Origin of the sequence: Pseudoalteromonas sp. 13-15 (genome assembly GCF_001468205.2) — a bacterium.
GTDB lineage: Bacteria > Pseudomonadota > Gammaproteobacteria > Enterobacterales > Alteromonadaceae > Pseudoalteromonas > Pseudoalteromonas marina.
This window is the reverse complement of sequence record NZ_CP019162.1, coordinates 270,975-295,821: the sequence shown is the minus strand read 5'-3', so window position 1 is coordinate 295,821 and position 24,847 is coordinate 270,975. Positions and strand designations below refer to the sequence as shown.

Genomic DNA, 24,847 nt, shown 5'->3' with positions numbered 1-24,847 from the left:
ACTGCTATGCACAAGCACTACCGTGTTGGCATAGCAGTTGAAGCAGATTAATCAGGCTTTTTAAGAGGTTCAATTTTAGGGATTAAAATCCACACTGCAGCCATTGCTATTATGGCAAGTGATGCACCAATTATGAATGCCGGAGCATAATTACCATCAGCGGTTAATATTGGTACAAGTGACGTAAGACCTACCGCACCTAGTTTTGCAGCCATGCCAGAAAAACCAGATAAAGTACCTACCGCTTTTTTACCCAGCAAGTCACTTGGTAAAGTTTGAACATTACCAATAGCTGTTTGAAAGCCAAACAAAATAACGGCCATGATAAGAACAGCTGTTGTTGGTCCACCTGGGTTAGCCATAGCCAGTAATGCAGGAAGCATGATTAAACAACCAAGTGTAATAGTGAGCTTGCGTGTTTTGTCAGTATTCCAACCTGATTTAAGTCTATTTTGAGCAAGTAGACCACCAAACCATGCACCAAACATTGCGCCTACATAAGGAACCCAGCCATATATACCAATAGATTTAACATCCATGGCATACACTTCGTTTAGATAAATAGGGATCCAGAAAACGAATAACCACCAGATTGGGTCAATCGCCGCAGAAGCTATAATTACACCCCAGCTTTGTTTACGTGAAAGCAACTCGCCAGTAGAAGGGTTATATTCTTCTTCATCTTCGCCTGTTACATCGCCGTTGTCATCAACACGTCTTTGACCTGTTAAAATGTACTCGCGCTCTTCTTCGCTTATCCAAGGGTGAGAACCTGGTGGCGCTTTTACTAAAATTAACCATGGAACTAACCATAGAAAACCCAAGGCACCTACAAAAACAAACACCATTTGCCAGCTAAAATACACTGTTAAGTAAGCGATTAGAGGAATAGCGATAATGCCACCAATTGCAGCACCAGAGTTAAAAATACCCTGTGCGAGTGCGCGTTCTTTAGTTGGGAACCACTCAGCGTTTCCCTTGGCAGCGCCTGGCCAGTTACCGGCTTCAGCTACCCCTAAAATGGCACGAAAAATACTCAGGCTTAAAACACCTTGTGCAAATGCATGCGCAATGGTTGCCAACGACCACACACCAATTGATAAAACAAAACCAAAACGGGTGCCCACCCAGTCAAATATTTTACCAAAAATAGCTTGGCCAAATGCGTAGGCAAACACAAACACGATGGAAATATTTGCGTATATTTGTTTACGTTCTAATGCTGATTCATCAGGGAACATTTCTTCTACAATATCCGGCCAAAGCACACTAAGTGCTTGGCGGTCGATATAATTAATGATGGTTGCTAACGCGATTAACGCAATAACCCACCAGCGTAAGCCTTTAAGTTGCATAATTATTCCTCAAGAAAGTCTTCACGAGCTGGACTAAAAGTATCGATTAAAATACCACCTGTTGGGCATGTAGCGCCATGATCTGCAAACGGGGGAATAAAACAGCTGTCACCGGGTCTTAAAATTTCAGTGACGCCGTCAATGTTAAAGTGAAATTCACCTTCAACTACATAGGTTACTTGTGAGTGTCTATGGGCATGGTTATAACCAATTGCGCCTTTTTCAAACCAAATTTTAACGGCCATAAGCTCTTCGTTAAAACCTAACATTTGACGCTTTAAACCATTGCCTAAATCTTCAATTTCAGTTTTGTCACCAAATGAAAAATGTGCACTTTGCTTTTGCATCCTAATTACTCCTAATTATTCTTCAACGCATAAACGCCAAGTCGGTCGTTTAAGGTGAATGACTTATTTTTAAATGTGAATGTGTTGCTTGCTTTGCTGTGCGCTTTATTAATAGCGACTAAATAGGCTTTGTTCTTAATGATTAAATGCACGAGCAATAAATTACCCTGCTCGATATAGTTGGCAGCTGACACACGGCTAACAGCCTCTAGGGTATATTCTTTACTAGGGTTATATTCACCGTGAGGCTCTAAGATAGATACAAACGTATGCTGTTTTTGATCTTCTACGCGACGAATAAAGCCATTTTCATTACGCAAATTAAAGTGTGGATCGTTTGCACCAATTTGAGTAAACAAGAATTCTTCATCACCCGAAACTAAACTTGTTTGCGTATAAAAGCGTCCGTTATCATTTAGCCATGTCACCTTAGCAAGGCCATTTTGAGGTGTCGCTTGTGCTTTAAGCCATAAATGCTGGTAACCATTATTACTGCCTAATGCAGATAGCTGTGATGCATTCGCTTTTAAGTCAAAACTTGTGTCAATGAGCTGCCCTTTATAGTGAAGGGGTAAATCAAATTGATGTTTAGACTTGGCATTGGCATTGGCATTAAAAATATCTAATGTGATAGTACTCTCAAGCTCTGGTAAGTTTATTAAAGCAAGGGTTCGCTCTAGCTCTACGTTTTTGTAAGCCGAGCTAATTGAACCGTTTGCCACAGTACCAAACTCATTGGTAGTGAAGTAATTTAGTGTTGGGTGATTGTTGTTCCCCACTTTTACATTAGCATTGAAATGAGATGTTTCATCTACCACAACTGTATTGTGTGCAACGGTATGCTTGGCGTAGGTTTCATTTTCTGGAAGATAACGACCACCAAACTTAGCTTCAACGTTTAAAAAACGAGCCGCGCCATAGTCAGATACAATTTCGTTACCTCGATCATAAAACTGCCAAGTCAATTTATCAAAATGGCCATGGCCTAAACCTTGTGCCGCAGGTTTAAATAAAACAGCTTGATCACCACCTACTTGCGTTCTCATAACCACAAGCGCGCCTTGCTTACCATCATTACCATCACCAAACGCTACAGATCTAAACTCGTAAGGTGTTTGCATTTGATTGTCTAGCGCTTGAGCTACTTTCAAGCCATCGCCAGATAAAATTGTTTGGTTTTGTTTTTTCGCAATATCTAAATAACCGGTGTCGTTTGTTAGCCCATAAGCTGCTGTAACGCCATGAACCAGCTCAATAGTCTCGATACCTTTACTTTTTATAGCGTCATTAATTGGGAAGAATAAACCGTTGTAGCTAAGTTGAATAGTGGTATCAATCGCTTTGAGTAGCACACCATCGCGGTATTCAAAAATATTACGTTGCGGCTCGTTATTCTCTATTGCTTTAGCAAACGTAACAAATGGCAATAATGCAAAACGCTGATAATACGGCCCTTCGTTGTAGTAGCCTTGTGGTGAAAACAGCATTTCTAATTGCTTAATAAAGCCACCTTTACCCGACTTGTCTAGGTCATATAGCGATTTTTCCACCCACTCTGGCTCGTCTAATACATAACCTGCCATACCTACACCAGCCGTGGCCCATGTACCATGATTGTGTACTTTATTAAACGTTGACGGTTGACCCTCTGATGTAAACAATGAAACAGGGCGTATTAAATCATCCTCTATTACTTTTACCTGTGCGGCGCTTAATGAATCATAAATAAGGTCGTAAGCTTGTATGGTATAAACAAGCCACATAGCTTCATTCAGGCTTTGCCAAAATAGCTTGCCAGGGTTTTGTGATTTAACTTTACGCTTTGGATGAACGTCAAGTGTTGGATAAAGAGCTGCGTATTCAAGCAGCATGTCGCGAACATAAGCAGCATATTTATCGTCTTCGCTTAATTGATAAATAATCCCCGCGTTGTACATTACCTGATAGTTCTTTTTATGGCGTTCGTGCGTATATCCGCCCCCACCATCTTTTGGTACTGGCACCGTGATAGGCTGCTTTATTTGCTCATCTACTTGCGCTTTTAAATCGTTATACGCCGTTACAAACTGCCCCTCACCCTTTATTGCTTGGCGCATGAGCTTTACATCGTCAATTGTGATTACAAGGTTTGGATGTGACCCAGCACTGGCGACTGATGACAGTAACAATGAAAATAAACCTAAAAAAGCGGCTTTTATGTGTGTTGTTCGTTTAAAAAAATTCATCAGTTTACTGCCCCTCATTTATCACGTTGTTATTTTCAAGAATTGCGGTATGCGGACCTTCAACTCTTAGCTCTTTTACACTTGGGGCGGGTGTTTCTTTAAATGTATTTTTTAATACTTTTGTGATTGGCTCGCCAACAGTATGCTCAACGACTATGGGTGCAGAATTAGTGAACTCGTTATTTTCAATATTAGTAACCTGCACACCATGAACATAAATACTGGCTTTTTCTTTATTGCGTTTACCAAGGCCAACATTGTTAAGCGTATTATTTTTCATCTCAAAATGAGGGCCAAATGTACTCTCGTCAGATCCGCCTCGGTAGAGCTTTACTAAACTACCTTTTACATTTTTAAAGCTATTGCCCGTAACCGTCACGTACTCTGCGTTGTAAACACCTAAGTCTTCGATTTCTGTATTTAGGCGTAATACATCACCCGTAATTTCATTAAATGTATTATTATTTAATACAACGGTATCGGCCATAGCCCCTTTACCAGTGACGAAAAAATGAAATGAATGATTAATATCTAATGCATTGATTTCTGTATTTGTCATTTCAAAGCGGTAATTTTCTATCATTCCCCACTTTTGTGTACGAACCACACTGTTACCAATGGCGTCAGGGGCGTTCTCACCTGAAATTGATAAACCATCAATTTTTAAGCTGCCGCCATCATGAATTTCAAATAAGGTAGAACGTTGAAATGTAAGCTTCGATTGGCCTTCTTTCTTTGCCTTTATGGTAAGTGTTTTGTTTATTTTTACTAATTTAGAAATATCGTATTGACCAGGTGCCAATACCAATACATCACCTGTATTAGCATTTTCGATAGCATTTAATAAAGCATCTGCACCCGCTTTAACATTGATTGTTTTGCCCGAATCAAATGCTGTTAATGCAGGTGTTTTAGGATACCAACTTACACCTACTTCTTCTTTTTGTAATACTTTTAAGTTGCGTCTAACGCCTACATTTAACTTTTTAGATATTGGGTAAAATAATCCATTTTTGGCTTTTTTTAGCTTTATATCTTGCTTTTCTACACCATAAGCTAGCTCATCTAACACGTTGGTATTGGCAGCATTATTACTAAGGACTAAACCAGTCACGTCGTCAAATGTTGTAAATGGCTGATTACCACCTTGATTTACAATCAAATTGTTGCTCATTGTGCTGTTTATTGGGACTGCACTGCGTTCAGCATCACTTCCTGCCGCGAGCTGTATATGACGTACATTTACGAATGTATTATTTTCGATTGTGGCGTTTTCTACCTGATGGTAGCGATTAATTGATGAATTAGGTACGCCATTCATCACAGTGAAACCACTCCCGAAGCGGTAGCCAGTTAACCCTTCTAGGTAGTTATTTTTAATGATTTGGTCTTTGTTGATTACGCGAATACCGCCAGTATGATCAACACCATTACCAATAAATACGTTTTCTTCTATTAGATTACCATTGCCGTGGCGTAGCGTTAATGTGCCTCGAGCTTCATAAAACAAATTATTCTTAAGGGTATTTTTACCTGACTTAACAGATATTATTTCAACTTCACCATTAGTGCGTTCAAAGTAGTTGTTTTCAACCAAGGTATACGAGTCAGTTAAAGAATAATGACTTGTACCTATACGTAGTGTTTCGCCACCATTAGATCCAAATGTAGGACGGTAGCCAAAATAATTATTATCAATTTTGTGATGATTTTGTTGGCTTTGAGGAGTATTTAATCGAACAGCGACTGTCACACCTTTATTTCTTTTTCCCACTAGGTGACTGTGGTCAAACCTATTGTGTTGGCCGTATAGCGCTACCCAGTAATCTGACTCTCGCTTATCTGGATTATTGTAATTGTCGATCACAACGTTGGTAACACGTGAGTGGTAAGCTAACTCTTTTTTATCACGACGAAACTCAATTACTGCAGAACTGGGTGTATAGCCATCTTTAAAAACTAAACCCGACACTTCAAGATATTGACCCGCAAGACGAAGATTAGATTGGCCTGATAAAATAACGCTGCCATGTGTTTCAGCTGTTAACGTAATAGGTGCATTTTTTTTACCCTGGCCCTGTAATAAAATTTCAAAATCAGACCAAGTTCCATTTTTAAGAATAACTTTATCGCCTGCAAGTAGGTTTGCTGCAATATCGTTGAAAGCCTGTTGGTCCTCTACAAAATAATCTTTGGCCGCTATGTGTGTTGATAGGCAACCGATGAGAACTAGACTAAGCTTTATTGTATTAATCAAACGCATAGTTAACTCTTTTTCGTTGTGACTAAGTAAATGCGCTATCAGGGTTAAATAGACTGACAATACATAAAGACTTAAGTCAATTGGTGTCATGTGTGTTGAAGCGCTTTAAGTCATAAGCTTAAAGCGCTTTAAAGCTAGAAAAGAATTACTTTTCTAGTTTTTTGAAGTAATCAAATATCTCTGGCACGTTGCCTTGACCCATACCTGCGTCAAATGCAGCTTGTAAGTTAGCAGACGAACCTTCAGCAATTTTTGATTGAGTGCCTAAATCTTCAACCATTTGTAAAAAATAGCCTAAGTCTTTATTTGCATTGGCGATAGAAAAACCCAAGTCGCTTACATTATCAACCGCGTAGTTTTTACAAAAATGCATAAACGGGGAGTTTGACGGACCAGTAGACATTATGTCGAACAATTGCTGGCGGTCTACACCTGCAAGCTCTGCAACAGCAAACGCTTGTGACATAGCACATACAGTCGTCATTCCCATAAAGTTATTGATTAACTTAGTTGTGTGGCCAGCGCCTAAATCACCTAAGTGAAAAACGTTCTCGCCTTGGTCTTCTAATACAGATTTCACTTTATTAAAGGTCGCCATATCGCCAGACGCCATAATATTTAATAAACCATCTTTGGCATGTGCAGGTGTACGACCTAATGGCGCGTCAATCATACCAGCACCCTTAGCAGCTAAGTCAGCACCAATTTTTTTAGTTGAAGATGGTATCGATGTACCGAAGTCCACAAGCACTGCGCCTTCTTTGATCCCAGCTAAAATACCATCATCTGCGTAAACAATTTTTTCAACAACAGCTGAAGTTGTTAGACAAAGCATTACAATATCTGCACCTGAAGCAAGTTCTTTCGCCGTGCTTGCTGTTTTTGCGCCTCGAGCAACACATGCAGCAACTGCATCTTTGCTTAAATCCATAACAATCAGCTCATAGCCTTTGTTTTGTAAATTTTCGGCCATATTGCCGCCCATAAGGCCTAGACCGATGAAACCGATTACAGGTTTTGACATGAAAAACTCCTAGATATGATGGCGCAAACTTTTATGATAATGAGTAATGATTTACCCCATAAAATAGGTACGCTCTGTCTTTTATTTAATTCAGTAGAGCCACTATATTTAGTTAAATAAATAAGTCTTTTGTGCTTTATGAAAGTAAAAATGTTGAACCAAATTTTCATTGGTTTTGCATTTTTTATGCTCTTATTTAAATTTAAAATTTAGTGTAACTCTGATTGATTGCTAACCCATTTAGTAACAACGTTAACGAGGTTACCAATTGGTATGCACAAACATTATGACCAAATGCGTTTATTGTCAACCAATAAGTTACTTTTTGTAAATTAGCCAGTTACAACCAAATGCTAATAGAAATAAAAATACCCAACAATTACAATAAGATAAAAACCATAACCTAACTCTTCGTGTAAAAGCATTGTTAAATAATATTAAAATAAACTTTCAGTGACAGGTTGACCAATAAGCGTAAAAATTGGCTGACCAGTCGTATTTTTATTTAAAATTGGTAATTAATTTAAGTTGTTAACTCACATATAAATAATAATGTTTTATTTATTCATACTTAAATACTAAATGGACGTTTTATTGGTTGTAATAAACATGTGCTGCCCTCATATAATCTCAAACTAACAAAGCAATTCGCCTTCTATAAAAAACGTATTTCAAAACGTCTGAATGAAAGGCCGACGACATTCAAATAAAGTTTAAGGTTACTTACATGCGCTTATTACACACTATGCTTCGCGTTAAAGATTTAGAAAAATCCATTGCGTTTTACACGCATGTTCTTGGTATGAAAGAGCTACGTCGCTCTGAAAACGAAGAGTACCGGTACACGTTGGCCTTTATAGGCTATGGCGACGAAAAAGATACAACCGTCCTTGAGCTAACATACAACTGGGATCAAAGTAGTTACAGCTTAGGAGACGCCTACGGGCACATCGCAATTGAATTTGAAGACATATACAAAGCGTGCGATGACATAAAAGCTGCAGGTGGAAATATAAGTAGAGAACCCGGCCCAGTTAAAGGTGGGACAACCCAAATTGCATTCGTTAAAGACCCTGATGGGTATGCAATTGAGCTTATTCAGAAAAAATCATAAATAATAACGCGTGGTATTTTACCCATAAAAAAAGGTGCCTTTGGCACCTTTATCGTAGTTGACTATCTTTACTACCACGGCGATTGAACGCGTTAGAATTGCTTGGTAGTCCTTCTAATTCTGCTTGGCATGAAATGCAGTAGCGTACGCCTGGTAATGCTAGCCTTCTTGCTTGTGGTATTTTCTCGTCACACTCATCGCAAATCTCAGCACTAGCTCCAGTGATTAAGTTTCTTCTTGCATATTGTACTGCATCGTTAACACTTGCATCTATTTGCTCTTGAATTGCGCCATCTCGCGCCCATCCACTTGCCATAAATCCTCCTCTTTTTCTGGAAGTTTTATATAGGTTAACAAGTAAAATATTTATAAGCCCTGAATAGAGAAGAGATAAAATTAAAGCAGCTAAAAAGCTGCTTTATCATACCGATTATTCAATTAAATATTAAAGACTATAATCAACAACCTTCATACCTAATTTCTCAAGCTCTGGACGCAATGTCTTTGCATCTCCAACCACTAGGTAAATCATATCTTTAGCATTTAAGTGCTTTTTAGCTAAAGCATTAATTTCTTCTTTACTAATAGTGCTAACAATCTTATTTCTTTCTTTTACAAAATTAGGTTCTAAATCAAACTCTAAAATTTGTGCCAAAAAGCCAAGTTTTGCATTAGGGGTTTCGTATTTAAGCGCATCTTTTTGGTTAATTGCCTTACGCATAAACATCAGCTCTTCGTCTGTTACACCGTTTTGAGCGTAGTTATTAAGCTCATTAGTAAACTCTGTAATAGACGCAGCAGTCGAATCAGCTCTTACTGCTGCAGAGGCTGTAAAACCACCTGATGTTTTATCACCCCAAAAACGTGAACGAGCACCATATGTATAGCCTTTATCCTCTCGTAAATTTAGATTGATACGGCTGTTAAAAGTACCACCAAGCGCAAAGTTCATTAAATTAGCTTTAAAAAATTCACCTGTAATATCTTCAACCATATCGCGTTTACCGATACGAATTTGTGATTGCGGCGCACCAGGTTTATCTACAAGATAAATTACGTTTGTTTGAACGTTAGGCTCGGTAAAGTCTACATCAAAACTTTGGCCTTTCCCTTGCCAGTTAGCAAGTGCTGATTTAACTTTTGGTTCGACAGCAGCTTCACTTAAATCTGACACTATAATGACTTGAGCACCTTGTGGTTTAAAGTTGGCTTTATAAAAAGTTTCAACGTCATCTAATGTAATAGCCTCAATACTATTTAGCGTTCCAGAACTTGGAAGTGCAGCTATATTGTCGCCATATAGTAATTTGCTATATGTATTAGATGCTAAATACCCAGCATCCTTCATTGAATGTTGAATATTTTGAACGATTTGCTTTTTATTACGCTCAAAATCATCGGCATTAAATGCTGGTCTAAATAACTTTTCTTCAACAAGCTTTAATGTTGCGTCTAGGTTTTTAGTCAAGGTAGAAACATATACATTTGTGTGTGTTTTATCAGCGTATATGCTTACTTGGCTACCCAGTTTTTCAAGCGCGTTACTCATTTCCTCTGTAGTATAGTTTTGCGTTGACTCGCTCATTAACGATGCAGTCATCGACGATAAACCCACTTTACTGGTCTGCTCGTTATAAAAGCCACCCGGTATTTTAATGAATACAGCTGTAGTGGGTGTTTCACTGCTTTGAGTGCCCAATATTTTAATACCGTTGTCGGTCTTAGTTTGCCAAAGCGCAGGTACGTCTACAGCAGGGTTTGCACCCGCTACAGGCTGAACACTTCGATCAAATGTATCAACAGCTCTTCGGGCGACTAAATCATCAGCAGAGGTTGTCGAGGGGCCTCCAAAATCATGCTTCTTAGGAGTAAAATTATCTGGAGCGGCTATAAGTTGAGTTTGTCCCTCTGGAACTACACTCATAATAACTGCAAATTTACCTTTAATGTATTGATTAAATACACGCATAACATCTGCTTTTGTCACACTGTTATAGCGTGCAATTTCAGCTTTCGTTGAGTTTGGATTGCCCGTAAATGTTTCTGATGCAGCAAGTTGAGATACCTTTCCGGATACGCTTTGTAAGCCAAATATTGCACCCGATTCTATTTTTGCTTTTACTTTATCTAAATCGTCTTGTGTAACACCGCGCTTTTCAAATTCAGTAAATGAATCACGTACAATTTTTTCCATATCAGCTAACGTTTTACCTGATGTGGGGTTTGGTAAAGCATAAATACTAATTGAGCAAGATAACTCTTGGCATGGGTGATTGGCACTAGCTTGAACTGCAAGTTGAGTTTTTACTAGGTTTTTATAAAGTAATGAGTTATTGCCACCACCTAAAATTTCGGCAAGTATATCTAGTGGTGCTTCATCCTCAGAGCGAGCATAAGTCGTTGGAAAACTCATTGCCAGTAAAGGTAAATGAACTTTATCTTCCATCGATATATATCTATCAGCATTTAGTGTTACCGCTTTTTTTTCAACTTTAGGTATTTCAGGGCCTTTTGGGATTGGCGCAAAGTATTTAGTAACTAATGGCAATATTTCATTAGCATTGATGTCTCCACCAATGGTAAGCGTTGCGTTATTAGGACCATACCATTTCAAAAAGAATGCTTTTAGGTCATTAACATTCACACGATTTAGATCGTCCATAAATCCAATAACAGGCCACGAATACGGATGTCCATCGGGATACATTGCTTGTGCCATACGCTCACCTAAACGACCATAAGGACGATTATCGACTCGTTGACCTCGTTCATTTTTTACAGTTTCTCGTTGTACTTCAAATTTTTCTTGAGTCACAGCATCTAATAAAAAGCCCATTCTGTCAGACTCTAACCACAACATCTTTTCTAACTGATTTACAGGCACTGTTTCAAAATAATTTGTTCTATCTGAATTAGTAGTTCCATTTAAAGTACCACCTGCCTCTGAGATTATTTTAAAATGCTCTTCGTCAGCAACATTTTCAGATCCTTGAAACATCATATGCTCAAAAAAATGAGCAAAACCTGACTTACCAAGTTCTTCACGAGCAGATCCAACATGGTAAGTAACATCAACGTGCACAAGTGGATCTGAATGATCTTCATGCACTATAACTGTTAGACCATTATCAAGTTTATATTTTTTATAAGGTATGTTGATATCGTTAGGATTAGCTTGAACAGATTCTATGAGTGTAACGCCTGGAATTGATACTTCTGCTACTGTATTTTTATCAATTGCTTGGGTAGAGCTATTACAAGCAGCTAACCCTGATGCTAATAATACTGCAAGTGCTATTTTTGAGAGTTTCATTTTTTAGTCCATTTTTAATTAACTCAATGAGTTTAAGGACTAAGTAGAGTTACAACAAGTTGTATTGAAGTGAAATTAATATGGTTTTGTAACTAAGTGTAAACGTTTAATCTTTACGAGAAAATAATTACTAATTTTAGAAGAAAATCTGTGGATATCTTAATAACACTACACTAACTATTAGAATAGGAAGTGGCGTCCCCAAGGGGATTCGAACCCCTGTTACCGCCGTGAAAGGGCGGTGTCCTAGGCCTCTAGACGATGGGGACACATAAATGTCTCACTAGGACAACTGAATGGTTTGACTCGTTTCAGGCGAGCTTTCTTAATAACACTACACTAACTATTAAAATAGTAAGTGGCGTCCCCAAGGGGATTCGAACCCCTGTTACCGCCGTGAAAGGGCGGTGTCCTAGGCCTCTAGACGATGGGGACACATAAATGTGTCACTAGGACAACTGAATGGTTTGACTCGTTTCAGGCGAGCTTTCTTAACAACACAACACTGACTATTAAAATAGTAAGTGGCGTCCCCAAGGGGATTCGAACCCCTGTTACCGCCGTGAAAGGGCGGTGTCCTAGGCCTCTAGACGATGGGGACACATAAATGTGTCACTAGGACAACTGAATGGTTTTACTCGTTTCAGGCGAGCTTTCTTAACAACACTACACTGACTATTAAATAGTAAGTGGCGTCCCCAAGGGGATTCGAACCCCTGTTACCGCCGTGAAAGGGCGGTGTCCTAGGCCTCTAGACGATGGGGACACATAAATGTGTCACTAGGACAACTGAATAATTCAACTCGATTCAGGCGAGCTTTCTTAATAACACTACACTAACTATTAAAATAGTAAGTGGCGTCCCCAAGGGGATTCGAACCCCTGTTACCGCCGTGAAAGGGCGGTGTCCTAGGCCTCTAGACGATGGGGACACATAAATGTGTCACTAGGACAACTGAATAATTTAACTCGATTCAGGCGAGCTTTCTTAATAACACTACACTAACTATTAAAATAGTAAGTGGCGTCCCCAAGGGGATTCGAACCCCTGTTACCGCCGTGAAAGGGCGGTGTCCTAGGCCTCTAGACGATGGGGACACATAAATGTGTCACTAGGACATTTGATGAGTTTGACTCACATCATGAGTTGCTAAGGTAATGCATATAATACAAGTAAAGACTCGAGCTTTAATTGTTACGCTATTCTCTTGGTAAAACCACCTCTAGCTTAAAGCTAGATGGCGTCCCCAAGGGGATTCGAACCCCTGTTACCGCCGTGAAAGGGCGGTGTCCTAGGCCTCTAGACGATGGGGACGCAGAAAACTGCTACCCTAGGACAAACACTAATAATTGGTGGAGCTATGCGGGATCGAACCGCAGACCTCTTCACTGCCAGCGAAGCGCTCTCCCAGCTGAGCTATAGCCCCAACTTGATCAACACTCGCCGTAATAACTACGTCGTGTATTGCTTAGTGCGGGGCGCATTCTATGCACCACCCAAAATAAAGTCAACAGTTTTTTATCCAGCTTTATTTAAATGGTTTAATTTTCAACAAACTGGCTATCAAGCATGCTAAAAAACACAATTTGATTAAAATCATTGCCCTAATGCGACTCCCCTACACTTTTATTTTATGTAGCGTTGCTAGTCAGTGAATGGTAGTTCACTACCCTACCCTCAAAAGGTATACATTTATATGCAATTCAAACATTGCAAATATAATTTATAAATTACCGACCTAACATCCCACTTTCATATCAACAAGCCAGTTGGGTAAATGTAGTAAAACACACATGCTTTTTATAGTTGCACTTTAAAATACTTTTTCTATTTTATTTGTTATGACTTTTTAGAGAGGTAACAAAATATATATCCTTATTAAAGAAGGTTTAAATGTTCAACAATTAAAAGTGATCGCTTGTGTATTCCCCCAAAAAACTAGATTAACCACTAATGTGAGTTATAAACACCACAAATACACCACACAATTACGCTACCGAACATGTTTTGCCTATAAAATAGACGCCCTTCATATCTTGTTGTTTATAAAACCTTCATTCAGTACATTTTTGTCATTCAAGTGTTGACACATTTTCAACTCTATCTATAATAGCGCCCCACAACAACGCAGCAATGTGATGTTGTTTAGATGCGGGTGATTAGCTCAGTTGGGAGAGCATCGCCCTTACAAGGCGAGGGTCACTGGTTCAAGTCCAGTATCACCCACCACTTCTTTAAAAGTGTTCTCATCTAAATTCTATTCGGACTCTATGTTCATTTAGAAAAAGAGAGCATCACTGCTACTTACAAGTAACAGAGAAGTTCACTGGTTAAAGTCCAGTACTATTTATTTTGATAGTCGTGTTTTAATTGATATGTGGGTGATTAGCTCAGTTGGGAGAGCATCGCCCTTACAAGGCGAGGGTCACTGGTTCAAGTCCAGTATCACCCACCACATATAAAACCTATTATAAAAATAGTAGTTTAAATTGTAATATGGGTCGTTAGCTCAGTTGGGAGAGCATCGCCCTTACAAGGCGAGGGTCACTGGTTCAAGTCCAGTACGACCCACCATTCTCAGAATGGTGCATATTACAAAAATCTAAATGGGTCATTACTCAGTTTAGAAAAAAGAGAGCATTACCGCTACTTCCAAGTAACGGCGAGGTTCACTGGTTAAAGTCCAGTACTATTTATTTTAATAGTAGCGTTTTAATTTATATGTGGGTGATTAGCTCAGTTGGGAGAGCATCGCCCTTACAAGGCGAGGGTCACTGGTTCAAGTCCAGTATCACCCACCACATATAAATCTATTATATTGATAGTCGCGTTTTAAAATTTAATATGGGTCGTTAGCTCAGTTGGGAGAGCATCGCCCTTACAAGGCGAGGGTCACTGGTTCAAGTCCAGTACGACCCACCATTCTTAGAATGGTGCATATTAAATATATAATTTGGGTGATTAGCTCAGTTGGGAGAGCATCGCCCTTACAAGGCGAGGGTCACTGGTTCAAGTCCAGTATCACCCACCAAATTATACTAAGCGATTAATTAATAAGTTTAAAAAAGTAATACCTATTATATGTGGGTGATTAGCTCAGTTGGGAGAGCATCGCCCTTACAAGGCGAGGGTCACTGGTTCAAGTCCAGTATCACCCACCACATATAAACACTTCCTCGATACCTATTTTTAATTCCTTTCCTATTTTTATTAAATTCCTATTTGAATATTTAGATTTTTTATAAAAAAGAGCATCGCCTTTCTTTACAAATAATGGCGAAGATCACTGGCTCAAGTCCAGTATCACCCACCACATATAAATACTTCCTCGATATCTATTTTTAATTCCTTTCCTATTTTTATTAAATTCTTATTCGAATAATTAAATCTATTATAAAAAAGAGCATCCCCCTTCTTTACTAGTAATAACAGATTAACCACGCCCTATTATTTAGTACCTATTCAAATACGTACATAACCCGTTATTACAGCACCTGATAAAAATGACACTTTATGACCATATAAACGTATTAGTTAAACCTAATTACCTAATAAATACAGCTAGCATTTAAATTCTCTTGTAAGCAGCTAAACTGTTGATTATAGTCTGTGTTAAAAGTGATAACGCTTAAGCCAATGCCAACTAAGATATTTTCAAAAGCCAAAATACTAATAGTCGAAGAGCAACCGCTTGCTCAAAGCTATATGAAACAATCGTTAGAAAGGCTCGGCTTTCGGCAGTTGAGTTTTGCCGATCATGCAAATTCAGCCAAAGAGCAATGTTTAAGTGAATCGTTTGATTTAATTGTTTGTTCGTTTAATTTAAACAAACACCAAGACGGTTACCAATTGTACGAAGAGCTAAGAGTAAAAAAACTTATAAAAAACTCCACTGGCTTTATCTTTATTTCAGCTGAAACAAGTGGCTCATTAGTACACAGTGTACTTGAGCTTCAACCGGATGATTTTTTAGTCAAACCTTTTACAGGGCAAGAACTCAAGACCCGAATTGAACGTATTTTAAAGCGCAAACACGATCTTCAAACCGTATACACGCTTATTGATGATGGCAATGATTCAAAAGCAGTAAAATATATTGATGCCGCACTTGAAAGAAAAGACAATAATTACAGCCCTATCTTACTTCGCCTGAAAGGTGACGCTCTTCTTCGGTTAAAGCGGGCTCAAGAGGCCAAAGATTTTTTTAAATCCGTGCTCGACATTCAAAAGTTTGCTTGGGCAAAGGTGGGGCTAGTTGAAGCGCTTATAGCTAACAACGAGCACATTTTGGCGCAGCGCATGTTAAAAACCATGCTAGAACGTCAAGAAACCCGCCTTGTTGCATTAGACTTACTAGGCCGGTTAGAAATAAAACTCAATCAATTTGAATTGGCACAAGACTTTTTGAGCCAAGCTGCCACAATTGCACCTCGTAATATATCGCGTCAAAAATCGTTAAGTACGGTCTCGTTAATTAATCACGACTACGAAAAAAACTACCTTACACAAAAAGATATAGCAAACTTTGCTAAGCACTCTATTTACGATCATCCCGACATTTACTTAAATGCGGCTCGAGCAGGAATCGATTTTGCGTTAACAACGGATCAAACCGATCAAGTGCAGCGAATTTCAAGGCAGACAAATAAGTATATAAACGATTTAAAAACCCAATTTCCTAATAGTACGAATCAATCGCAAATTGATGTGCTTAATGCGCGGCTTCATTATTTAAAAGATGAGCATCAAAAAGCTAAAAAGCTCATTGAACAATTAGAAGATGACGACTCAATAATACGCTCAGTAGATGGCGCGCTTGATAGAGCAAAAGCCTTTCATGAGCTAGGGTTTCATCAAAAGGCGCAAATGTTATTTTCGCAAATAATTAATCATTGTGAAAGACACCCAAATACCAGCGAACCCACCTACTTACGTTATATACAGCAACAACAAAGCGAACGACGTGACATTAAAATGGGGCCAAAAGAACTTAATAACCATGCGGTAACCCAATTTAACAAAGGGCAATTAAACACAGCACTTGAAGCATTTACGCATGCGTTTAGAGTTATGCCACGCAATCAAAGCATTGCACTTAATTTATTACAATGCTTGTTTGACTCGACCAAGCAAAGTGGCAGCTCATTGAATATAGGACTTGCTAAAAAATGCTACGCCTTATTGGACAAATCTGAACTGCCAGCAGATCAAGCGCAGCGCTTAGATAAAATTATGAATCAAGCAAAAGAGATGAAGCTAAACCTCAAAGACTAAAGCTTTTTCATTGCTGCGCCATTAACGCAGTATCGAAGGCCCGTTGGTAGTGGGCCATCTGGAAATATATGCCCTAAATGCGCATCACACACGTTGCATACAACCTCTACACGTTCCATGCCATGGCTGACGTCGCGTACATAGCCAATTGCTTCTATCGTTGCTGGCTGAGTAAATGAAGGCCAGCCTGTTCCGCTTTCAAATTTTTCGTCAGCATCAAACAATAAATTATCACAACAAACACACACATATTTACCGGGCTCTAGTAATGTACAACTGCCAGACATATCAGGACGCTCTGTCCCCTTCATACGAGTTACGTAGTATTCGTTTTCTGATAATTGTTCACGCCATTGTTCATCGGTTTTAATGACTTTTTTACTGGGTGCAGGGTTGCCATTTTTGGCAAAGTTAATCACATCTTTCCATTTCAACATAGTAACCTCATGAAAACCTATATTACGAATAGGGTGAATAACCTGGACTCTGGATAATTAATTTATATAAAACAAAGATCAGGTTATATGGCTAAATCTTTTTATTATTACGAGGATGAATGATGCCGCGATCAAGCTTGTTCAAAGGTAATAGTTTGCTTTTCTGCAGTAGTAAAAATACGCTGCATAAACGCCTCTAACTCCGCTTTTTTAACGGGTAAGCTAACACTTAGTTGCCGGTCATTATTGCTACAAATAATTAGCTCGTCATCTTTACTCACTACGCGCTCAATACTTTGTATAACCAACCAATTTGGACCATGTTTTTTATCAAAAAAGCCCATTAGGCTAAACACTAGTAAGTGCTGCGCATCGCGTTGAACAAAGTGCTCTAAACGGTTTCGCGCTTTAAATAGTGGTGTAAGCCTATACATGCTTGAACAAAATACAAACACCCAGACTCCTATCAACACTTTAAACCACATAACTTCAAATAACTCAAAAGCAAACATTAAACCAATAAGCACACAGCCGATGAGTGCAATGATTAATGCTATTTTTTTGTTTACTGCGTCCACTATGAATCCCTTTTAAGATCTTTTTTGTCATCTGATGCTTTTTCTGTTGGCTCAGGCCAATCTTTAAAAAACACGGTTAAATAACGACTTTTAACTAAATACCAAAGCACCCAAAACACAATAACCATTTGCACCGCTAAAAAAAGTGAAAACCGGTAATGGCTATGTGCCGCTTGTACTATTAGCCACGTTAAATCTATTAGCGCGCATACAATTAATGGCCAGCGCATATGCCGCCAAATACTCGCTAATCTGTCAGTGGCTTTATGTGAATCGCGAGGGCGGCGCAAGCAAAATAACAACGTAGGTAATATCGCAATACTGCCAATGGCAATAGCAATAAAAAAGTCGCTTTTAGATCTAAAAAATAACGACATTAAGTCAAGCTCTGGTCGTCGGCTCAGTGCCGCTATAACCCAAATAAAATAAGCACGCAGCAACACCACTACACTTAAGTGAAACGCAACAGGGGTGCGATAACTCCCATATTTATCCCAGTATTGAGGTCCGTATTGGCTCATTACTATTTCCTAGCCGTTATGCTTTTTAAGGAGCTCGATTAAATCATCCTCTGTAAGCACGTCTATCCCCAAATCTTGAGCCTTTGTGAGTTTAGAACCGGCTTTTTCACCCGCTACTAAAGCATCAGTTTTAGCAGATACACTACCTGACACCTTTGCACCTAGCTGTTGTAAGCGCGCTTTAGCATCATTGCGGTTAAGCGTATTGAGCGTACCTGTAAGTACATAAGTAAGCCCCGCTAACGGTTGTTCATCCTCTGACGGTGCGCTTAGCGCAGGCCAATGAACACCTTGCTCAATAAGCGCATTGACCACCGCTAAATTGTGCTCTTCACCAAAAAAGCCTCGTACATGCGATGCTACAATATCGCCTACATCGCTGACTTGTGTGAGGCTTTCAACATTAGCACTAATAATATTCTCTAGCGTTAAAAAGTGATTCGCTAAATTTTGTGCCGTAGCCTCACCGGCTTCTCGAATACCCAGTGAATATAAAAATTTAGCAAGCGTAGTGGCTTTTGCTTCATTTAAAGCAGTAACTAAGTTTTTAGCCGACTTAGGTCCCATGCGTTCAAGTGATTCAAAGTGACCTTGCTTTAATATAAATAAATCAGCCGGAGTTTTTATAAGCTCACGGTCCACTAATTGATCAACAATTTTATCGCCAAGACCATCTATATCTAGTGCCTTACGCGAGGCAAAGTGCTTTATAGCTTGCTTGCGCTGTGCGGGGCATACTAGGCCACCAGTACAACGGGCTACAGCTTCCCCTTCTACTTTTTCTACATGGGAGTCACAAATAGGGCAAGTTGATGGAAACACAATGTCTCTTGCATCTGTGGGCCTGCGTTCAAGCACAACTTGTGTTATTTGAGGAATCACATCGCCAGCACGGCGTATAATCACCGTATCGCCGACTTTCACGCCTAATCGAGCAATTTCATCACCATTGTGAAGCGTTGCATTAGACACCGTTACACCGCCTACAAACACAGGTTCTAAACGAGCAACAGGCGTAATTGCACCTGTACGACCAACTTGAAATTCTACATCAAGGAGTTGAGTGACTTCCTCTTGCGCCGGAAATTTATAGGCAATAGCCCAACGAGGTGCCCGCGCTACAAAGCCTAAACGCTCTTGTAGGGCTTTTTTATTAACTTTTATTACTACGCCGTCAATTTCATATTTAAGCTCACTGCGACGCGTTAAAATATCATCATAATAATCAAGTGCAGCTTGTGGCCCTTCCACCAGCTTTGTTTCTGGACAAAGGGGTAAGCCCCAATCAGTTAACTTTTCTAATTGCTGAAAGTGATCCTCAGGGATTGAGCCATCAGCAACCAAACCAGTACTGTATGCATAAAACATCAGTGGGCGTTTTGCGGTAATTTTAGAGTCTAGCTGGCGTAGGCTACCTGCCGCCGCATTACGTGGATTTACAAATACTTTTTCGCCACGCTTTTGCGCTTCATTGTTTAGCTTTTCAAACCCAGCGCTGTCCATAAATACTTCACCACGCACTTCAAGCTCTTTGGGGTAGTCGCCACGCAACTTAAGGGGGACGTTACGAATTGTTTTTACATTTTGAGTAATATTCTCGCCTGTAAAGCCATCACCCCGTGTTGCAGCTTGTACCAACACTCCATCACGATAAATAATAGATACCGCTAACCCATCAAGTTTTGGCTCACAGCAAAAAGTGAGCTCATCGGTGCTCATTAAGCGCTCTTTTATTCGGCGATTAAAGCCCGTAAATTCATCCTCGCTAAACGCATTATCAAGCGATAGCATTGGCACTTGATGAGCAACTTGCTCAAATTTACTAAGCGCTGCACCACCTACTTTTTGAGTCGGTGAGTCAGCAGATAAAAATTCAGGATTTTGTGTTTCAAGCGCACTGAGTTCGCGTAATAGCCTATCGTATTCAGCATCAGGAATGCTTGGGGTATCAAGCACATAATAATTATAATTGTGCTGCTCTAATAGGGTACGAAGATGATTAATTTGCTCACTAATGCTGCTAGACATTTAAACCTCAAAAAACATAAAAAAGCCACTTTGACGATATCGCCCAGTGGCTTGTAAAAATTATATATTACAAATTGTTACGCTGAAAAAGCACGAACCTGCTCAACATATTGCCTTACACGCTCAACACTCATTTCTTCGCGTTCTGCGTCTAATATGTGCGCGCCGAATTCGTCGGCTATTTTTTTAGCCGCACTGTGCAACATATTAAAGGCTGCTAGTCCGTCACCGTCACACGGCAAGGTCATAAATAAGCTAACACCTGCGGTGCTAAACTGTTCCATATTGTCTATATCGAACGTTCCTGGGTTGTACATATTAACTAATCTAAACAACACTGGTCCTTGGCCTGCAGGGTCTAAATGACGATTAAAAAAGCCCTCTTCAGAATATTTAAAACCAAGCGTATTCACAGCAGGTAATAACTTGCTGCCTTGCATAGTTAACCCTTCTGGCATTTGTATATGTACAATAACAAAATCGGGTACTGGCTCTTTTGGTTGTTCATTAGTTTGCTCAACCGACTCTAAATCGTCAACAACACTTAGGTCATCTTCAATAGGAACCTCTGGCGCGCTGGGCTCAATTTGAGGCTCATTAGCATCAAAGTTAAGTTCACCTAGCTGTGGTTCGTCACGCTCACTAATTACCGGCTCTTTTGGCTCAGCTTTTTGACTATATGAATGAGAGGAAGCTGTTTGGCTTTCTTGGAGTGGTTCAACCCGTTCATTAACGGACGTATCTGGGCTCTCTTTTTTTCTTACAGACCATAAACCATGGACTAATAAGCCACCAATGACAATCACACTGATAATGATTAAAACCCATCTTAATTGTTCGGCCATCCCCTCACCTTTTATTATTTGTTATGCCTAAAACCTGTATAGTAATTAAAAACTAATACACGTGTTATAAAAATTTATGCGTGTGCAAGTTGCACCGCTTGTTCAATATCTACTGCAACCATTCGAGATACACCCGGCTCTGCCATGGTAACACCGGTTAAACGCCCCGCCATCTCCATTGCAATTTTGTTATGGCTTATATAAATAAATTGCACTGATTGTGACATTTCTTCCACCAAACGGCAAAAGCGAACAACGTTTGCGTCATCTAATGGTGCGTCAACTTCATCCAGCATACAAAACGGGGCTGGATTTAGCCTGAATATAGAAAACACTAATGATAATGCCGTCAGCGCTTTTTCTCCACCACTTAACAAGTGAATAGTTGAATTTTTCTTACCTGGCGGCCGTGCCATTATACTAACACCACTTTCAAGTAAATCGTCACTGGTTAATTCCAAATACGCACTCCCTCCACCAAAAACTTTGGGAAACAGCTGTGCAAAGTCTTCATTAACTTGATCAAACGTGGCTTTAAAGCGTGTTTTTGTCTCGGTATCTATTTTCCGAATAGCCCCTTCAAGGGTATTTAACGCTTTAGTTAAATCCTCTAACTGATTATCTAAATACTCACTGCGCTGTTTTGCAACATCAAACTCTTCTATAGCTGCTAAGTTAACCGCACCCAGCTTGTCTAGCTGATTCGTAATACCTGTTAATTGGTTTTGCGCTGCATTTAGGGTTAAGTCGTCAGGTAATGTTTCAAGTACGGCTTTTAAGCTTTGTTTAAGCTCTTCTAATGGCTCAAGTGCAGCTTGTGCCTTTATTAATAAGCTCTGCTCTTCAAGTGTTAATTTTTGATGTTGCTCTTGAAGCCCTTGCAGCTCACCTTGCGAATTTTTAAGGCTAGCTTGCTTTGTATGTAAGGCGTCTTTAGCTTGTGATAAATCGTTTTGCAATTGCGTTAATCGTTGTTCGCCTTGCTGATGCTTTTCTAGTAAGGTTGAAATTGATTCACTGAGTGTTTCTTCTGGAATAAGTAACGCCTCTATTTCCAAAACTAATTCTTCAGCTCCTTGTTTTGCCTCTTCATAGGCTTGCGCTGCATGGCTCAGTTTTGTTTGACTTAACTGCCATTCACTACGTGCTTTTTGCTGACTTAAGCTTGCCTGATGAGCCTGCGTTTTGTATTGCTCCAATGCGCTGAGTGCTTGGCTATAATTTTTATCGCTGAGCATGCGCTCATCATTCGCAGTCTCAGTTTCATCTGTTAAATTTAATTGCTGCTCAACAAATAGTTCATATTGCTCGGTTTGTTCATCAAGCTGCTTATTGAGTTGCGCCAGTGACGCACTTATTGTTTGCTCTTGTGTTTTTATTTTTGATAGCTGATATTGATATTGAGTAACTTGCTCTGTGAGCATATCGCTTCGGGTACTTGAAATAGCAATTTGTTGAGCAAGCTGATGAATAACGTCTTTGAGTGCTTTTTGTTCGGTATTAAACTCTGCTTGTATTACAGTGTATTGTTCAAGCTCACTTTTGACCTTTTCAAGCTGACTTTTAACCTGTATGACCTCATCGGTGTGCGCGTGAAGTTGCTTATGCTTTATTAGCAATGAATTGTCGGTGTTACTGTCTGCGTTTACGTGCCAATTACGACCATGCAATTCGCCTTTTTTATCCATTATCGCAATGTAATCGTCATCATTTAGCATAGTTAAATCGGCGTGTTCGCTATAGCCAATTCGCGTGAGTAAGTCAGGATACACGCCAGCGGTAATATAATCTGCCAAGCTTGCCTTAAGTAAAGGCTGACTGCTTGGCCATATACTATTAGTTGATTGCTGCTCTGTTACACTTAAATGCGTGAGCGACTTAAGTGCTTGCTCTATTTGTGGCTCAAAACCATCTTGCACTATGATCTGACTTAAAACCCCGGTTGAGTTAGTGACCTTTTCATCTAACCCCAATGCACTTTTAAGCCCAGCAATACGGGCGTTTAGTTCATTTTCTTTCTGTGTCAGTGTTTTATGATTGTCTTGAGTTTCATCAACCAGCCTATTTTGCTGAGTCAATTTAACTTCACATTGCGCAAGCGCGCTTTGGTTTTTTGCAAGCGCCTCAGTGAGTGCTTGGCGCTGCTGTTTTTGCTCGGCCAGCTGATGTTCTACATTATTATTTTTTAGTTCATCAAGCTGTAAATTTAATTGGCTAAGCTGCTCATTAACATGATTTATTTGCTGTTGCGTGTGCTTTATTTCACTACTTTGCGACTGCACCTGAGTGGTAAGGTGTTGCTGTTGTTCGTTGAGTGTTTGCCAATTCGAATAACTTCGCTGCTTAGTACCCTGCAACCCCTCAAGCTCAAATGACAATTCACTCACTTGCTCTTCGCACATTAAACTGCTTTCTATTGCCTCTTGCAGTGCTTCATCAAGTTCTTCGCATATGTGCTGCTGTTGCGCTTTTTGCTCAAGGCTATCTGTTTGGCGTTGTTGTAATTTTATTAAGCTTTGTTTAAGTGACTGTATTTGTTGTTTAACACTAATTTTTTGCTGTTCGGCTCGAGTTAACTCGGTATGAGTAATATGTTGCTGGTGCTGCGCATCACTTAATCTATCTTGCTGAGCTTGCACCTCTCCTTCAAGTGTCGCAAGCACATCATCGTGCCCTGAGTGAGCCGTTTTAAAAAAGCTGATTTGCTCATTAAGCTTTTTGATTTGCTCGCTTTTGCCTAATTGTTGTTGATGCAGCTTTTGCCATTTTAAGACAGCTACTTGACCTTTTAATGTGCGCTCTGTTGCTTTAAGTTCACGGTATTTTTTAGCATCAAGTGACTGAACAGCCAATTTATCGAGTTGGCTTTGCAACTCTTTACGAACATCTAATAAACGTTCTAAATTTTCTCGGGTACTTTTAATCCGCGTTTGCGTTTCGCGGCGACGCTCTTTGTATTTAGATACGCCCGCGGCTTCTTCTAAAAACACGCGAAGTTCATGAGGTTTACTTTCAATTAAGCGCGATATCATCCCTTGCTCAATAATCGCATAACTGCGAGGACCAAGCCCAGTGCCTAAAAATATATCAGTTATGTCACGCTTGCGGCATTTGCTGCCATTTAAAAAGTACAACGATTGGCCATCACGTGTTACTAAACGCTTAATCGCTATTTGGTTTCTATCGGCAAAGGTATTTTTTAATTCTTGCTCGCCCAACGAGTTATCAAAAATCAGCTCTACAGAGGCTTGCGAAATGGCTTTTCGATTAGTCGAGCCATTAAAAATAACATCTGTCATGGCATCGCCACGCAAGTTTTTAGCTGAGCTTTCTCCAAGCACCCATCTTACCGCATCAATCACATTAGATTTACCGCAGCCGTTTGGCCCAACAACGCAGGTCATTTGATCTGGAAACGGTATTTTAGTGGGCTCTACAAACGATTTGAAGCCCGCTAATTTAATAGTGCTTAAGCGCATCTTGTTGTTTTACCAATTTATTATTGTTGTTATTCATGGGCAA

At 39.6% G+C, this 24,847-nt stretch carries 15 protein-coding genes and 15 tRNA genes; 9 read left to right on the top strand and 21 right to left on the bottom strand.

What is annotated here, in order from left to right:
- Positions 1–47: 47 nt before the first annotated feature.
- From ATS72_RS01510 to ATS72_RS01490, 5 genes are all read right to left on the bottom strand, one after another.
- Positions 48–1,355, bottom strand: coding sequence for an MFS transporter (locus ATS72_RS01510; RefSeq protein ID WP_006794595.1), 1,308 nt, complete (start codon positions 1,353–1,355; stop codon positions 48–50).
- Between the two features lie 2 nt (positions 1,356–1,357).
- A complete protein-coding gene (locus ATS72_RS01505) occupies positions 1,358–1,702 on the bottom strand; it encodes a cupin domain-containing protein (RefSeq protein ID WP_006794594.1) in 345 nt (114 codons plus the stop codon).
- An 11-nt stretch (positions 1,703–1,713) separates the two neighbouring features.
- On the bottom strand, positions 1,714–3,927 hold the full coding sequence (locus ATS72_RS01500; protein WP_058428640.1) for a heparinase II/III domain-containing protein: 2,214 nt from the start codon (positions 3,925–3,927) through the stop codon (positions 1,714–1,716).
- A 4-nt stretch (positions 3,928–3,931) separates the two neighbouring features.
- Positions 3,932–6,190, bottom strand: a complete 2,259-nt coding sequence (locus ATS72_RS01495) for a polysaccharide lyase 6 family protein (RefSeq protein WP_058429164.1) — start codon at positions 6,188–6,190, stop codon at positions 3,932–3,934.
- Positions 6,191–6,335: 145 nt separating this feature from the next.
- On the bottom strand, positions 6,336–7,214 hold the full coding sequence (locus tag ATS72_RS01490; protein WP_008131457.1) for an NAD(P)-dependent oxidoreductase: 879 nt from the start codon (positions 7,212–7,214) through the stop codon (positions 6,336–6,338).
- 727 nt (positions 7,215–7,941) lie between these two features.
- On the opposite strand from ATS72_RS01490, the gene gloA reads away from it, so the two are divergent.
- Positions 7,942–8,328, top strand: a complete 387-nt coding sequence (gloA, locus tag ATS72_RS01485; RefSeq protein WP_058428639.1) for a lactoylglutathione lyase — start codon at positions 7,942–7,944, stop codon at positions 8,326–8,328.
- Positions 8,329–8,377: 49 nt separating this feature from the next.
- Here gloA and ATS72_RS01480 read toward each other — a convergent pair whose 3' ends face one another.
- From ATS72_RS01480 to ATS72_RS01435, 10 genes are all read right to left on the bottom strand, one after another.
- Positions 8,378–8,644: a DksA/TraR family C4-type zinc finger protein gene (locus tag ATS72_RS01480; RefSeq protein WP_010558061.1), complete on the bottom strand. Its 267-nt coding sequence runs from the start codon at positions 8,642–8,644 to the stop codon at positions 8,378–8,380.
- A 129-nt stretch (positions 8,645–8,773) separates the two neighbouring features.
- Positions 8,774–11,641, bottom strand: coding sequence for a M16 family metallopeptidase (locus ATS72_RS01475; RefSeq protein ID WP_058428638.1), 2,868 nt, complete (start codon positions 11,639–11,641; stop codon positions 8,774–8,776).
- Between the two features lie 193 nt (positions 11,642–11,834).
- Positions 11,835–11,910: transfer RNA gene (locus ATS72_RS01470), tRNA-Glu, on the bottom strand.
- Positions 11,911–12,000: 90 nt separating this feature from the next.
- Positions 12,001–12,076: transfer RNA gene (locus ATS72_RS01465), tRNA-Glu, on the bottom strand.
- Positions 12,077–12,166: 90 nt separating this feature from the next.
- A tRNA-Glu gene (locus ATS72_RS01460) sits at positions 12,167–12,242 on the bottom strand.
- A gap of 89 nt (positions 12,243–12,331) precedes the next feature.
- Positions 12,332–12,407, bottom strand: a tRNA-Glu gene (locus ATS72_RS01455).
- Between the two features lie 90 nt (positions 12,408–12,497).
- A tRNA-Glu gene (locus ATS72_RS01450) sits at positions 12,498–12,573 on the bottom strand.
- Between the two features lie 90 nt (positions 12,574–12,663).
- Positions 12,664–12,739, bottom strand: a tRNA-Glu gene (locus ATS72_RS01445).
- A gap of 141 nt (positions 12,740–12,880) precedes the next feature.
- Positions 12,881–12,956, bottom strand: a tRNA-Glu gene (locus tag ATS72_RS01440).
- Positions 12,957–12,992: 36 nt separating this feature from the next.
- Positions 12,993–13,068, bottom strand: a tRNA-Ala gene (locus ATS72_RS01435).
- Positions 13,069–13,795: 727 nt separating this feature from the next.
- On the opposite strand from ATS72_RS01435, the gene ATS72_RS01430 reads away from it, so the two are divergent.
- From ATS72_RS01430 to ATS72_RS01395, 8 genes are all read left to right on the top strand, one after another.
- Positions 13,796–13,871, top strand: a tRNA-Val gene (locus tag ATS72_RS01430).
- Between the two features lie 150 nt (positions 13,872–14,021).
- A tRNA-Val gene (locus ATS72_RS01425) sits at positions 14,022–14,097 on the top strand.
- Between the two features lie 43 nt (positions 14,098–14,140).
- A tRNA-Val gene (locus ATS72_RS01420) sits at positions 14,141–14,216 on the top strand.
- A gap of 151 nt (positions 14,217–14,367) precedes the next feature.
- Positions 14,368–14,443: transfer RNA gene (locus ATS72_RS01415), tRNA-Val, on the top strand.
- A gap of 45 nt (positions 14,444–14,488) precedes the next feature.
- Positions 14,489–14,564, top strand: a tRNA-Val gene (locus ATS72_RS01410).
- Between the two features lie 33 nt (positions 14,565–14,597).
- Positions 14,598–14,673, top strand: a tRNA-Val gene (locus tag ATS72_RS01405).
- A gap of 54 nt (positions 14,674–14,727) precedes the next feature.
- Positions 14,728–14,803, top strand: a tRNA-Val gene (locus ATS72_RS01400).
- A gap of 475 nt (positions 14,804–15,278) precedes the next feature.
- The gene (locus ATS72_RS01395) at positions 15,279–16,916 is read left to right on the top strand and encodes a response regulator (RefSeq protein ID WP_058429163.1); all 1,638 of its coding nucleotides are present in this window, start codon (positions 15,279–15,281) and stop codon (positions 16,914–16,916) included.
- Here ATS72_RS01395 and msrB read toward each other — a convergent pair.
- From msrB to ATS72_RS01365, 6 genes are all read right to left on the bottom strand, one after another.
- Complete coding sequence (msrB, locus tag ATS72_RS01390; RefSeq protein WP_058428637.1) at positions 16,913–17,353, bottom strand: peptide-methionine (R)-S-oxide reductase MsrB; 441 nt, start codon at positions 17,351–17,353, stop codon at positions 16,913–16,915. The genes ATS72_RS01395 and msrB overlap by 4 nt on opposite strands.
- 131 nt (positions 17,354–17,484) lie before the next feature.
- Positions 17,485–17,931, bottom strand: a complete 447-nt coding sequence (locus ATS72_RS01385; protein WP_006794528.1) for a hypothetical protein — start codon at positions 17,929–17,931, stop codon at positions 17,485–17,487.
- Positions 17,931–18,452: a DUF2919 domain-containing protein gene (locus ATS72_RS01380; RefSeq protein WP_058428636.1), complete on the bottom strand. Its 522-nt coding sequence runs from the start codon at positions 18,450–18,452 to the stop codon at positions 17,931–17,933. The genes ATS72_RS01385 and ATS72_RS01380 overlap by 1 nt, the downstream gene beginning before the upstream one ends.
- Positions 18,453–18,461: 9 nt before the next feature.
- Positions 18,462–20,480 (bottom strand): NAD-dependent DNA ligase LigA, encoded by a 2,019-nt coding sequence (gene ligA / locus ATS72_RS01375; protein ID WP_058428635.1) that lies wholly within the window; start codon positions 20,478–20,480, stop codon positions 18,462–18,464.
- Positions 20,481–20,557: 77 nt separating this feature from the next.
- Positions 20,558–21,325 (bottom strand): cell division protein ZipA, encoded by a 768-nt coding sequence (zipA, locus tag ATS72_RS01370; protein ID WP_039036671.1) that lies wholly within the window; start codon positions 21,323–21,325, stop codon positions 20,558–20,560.
- A 74-nt stretch (positions 21,326–21,399) separates the two neighbouring features.
- Positions 21,400–24,804: a chromosome segregation SMC family protein gene (locus ATS72_RS01365; protein WP_058428634.1), complete on the bottom strand. Its 3,405-nt coding sequence runs from the start codon at positions 24,802–24,804 to the stop codon at positions 21,400–21,402.
- Positions 24,805–24,847: the final 43 nt, after the last annotated feature.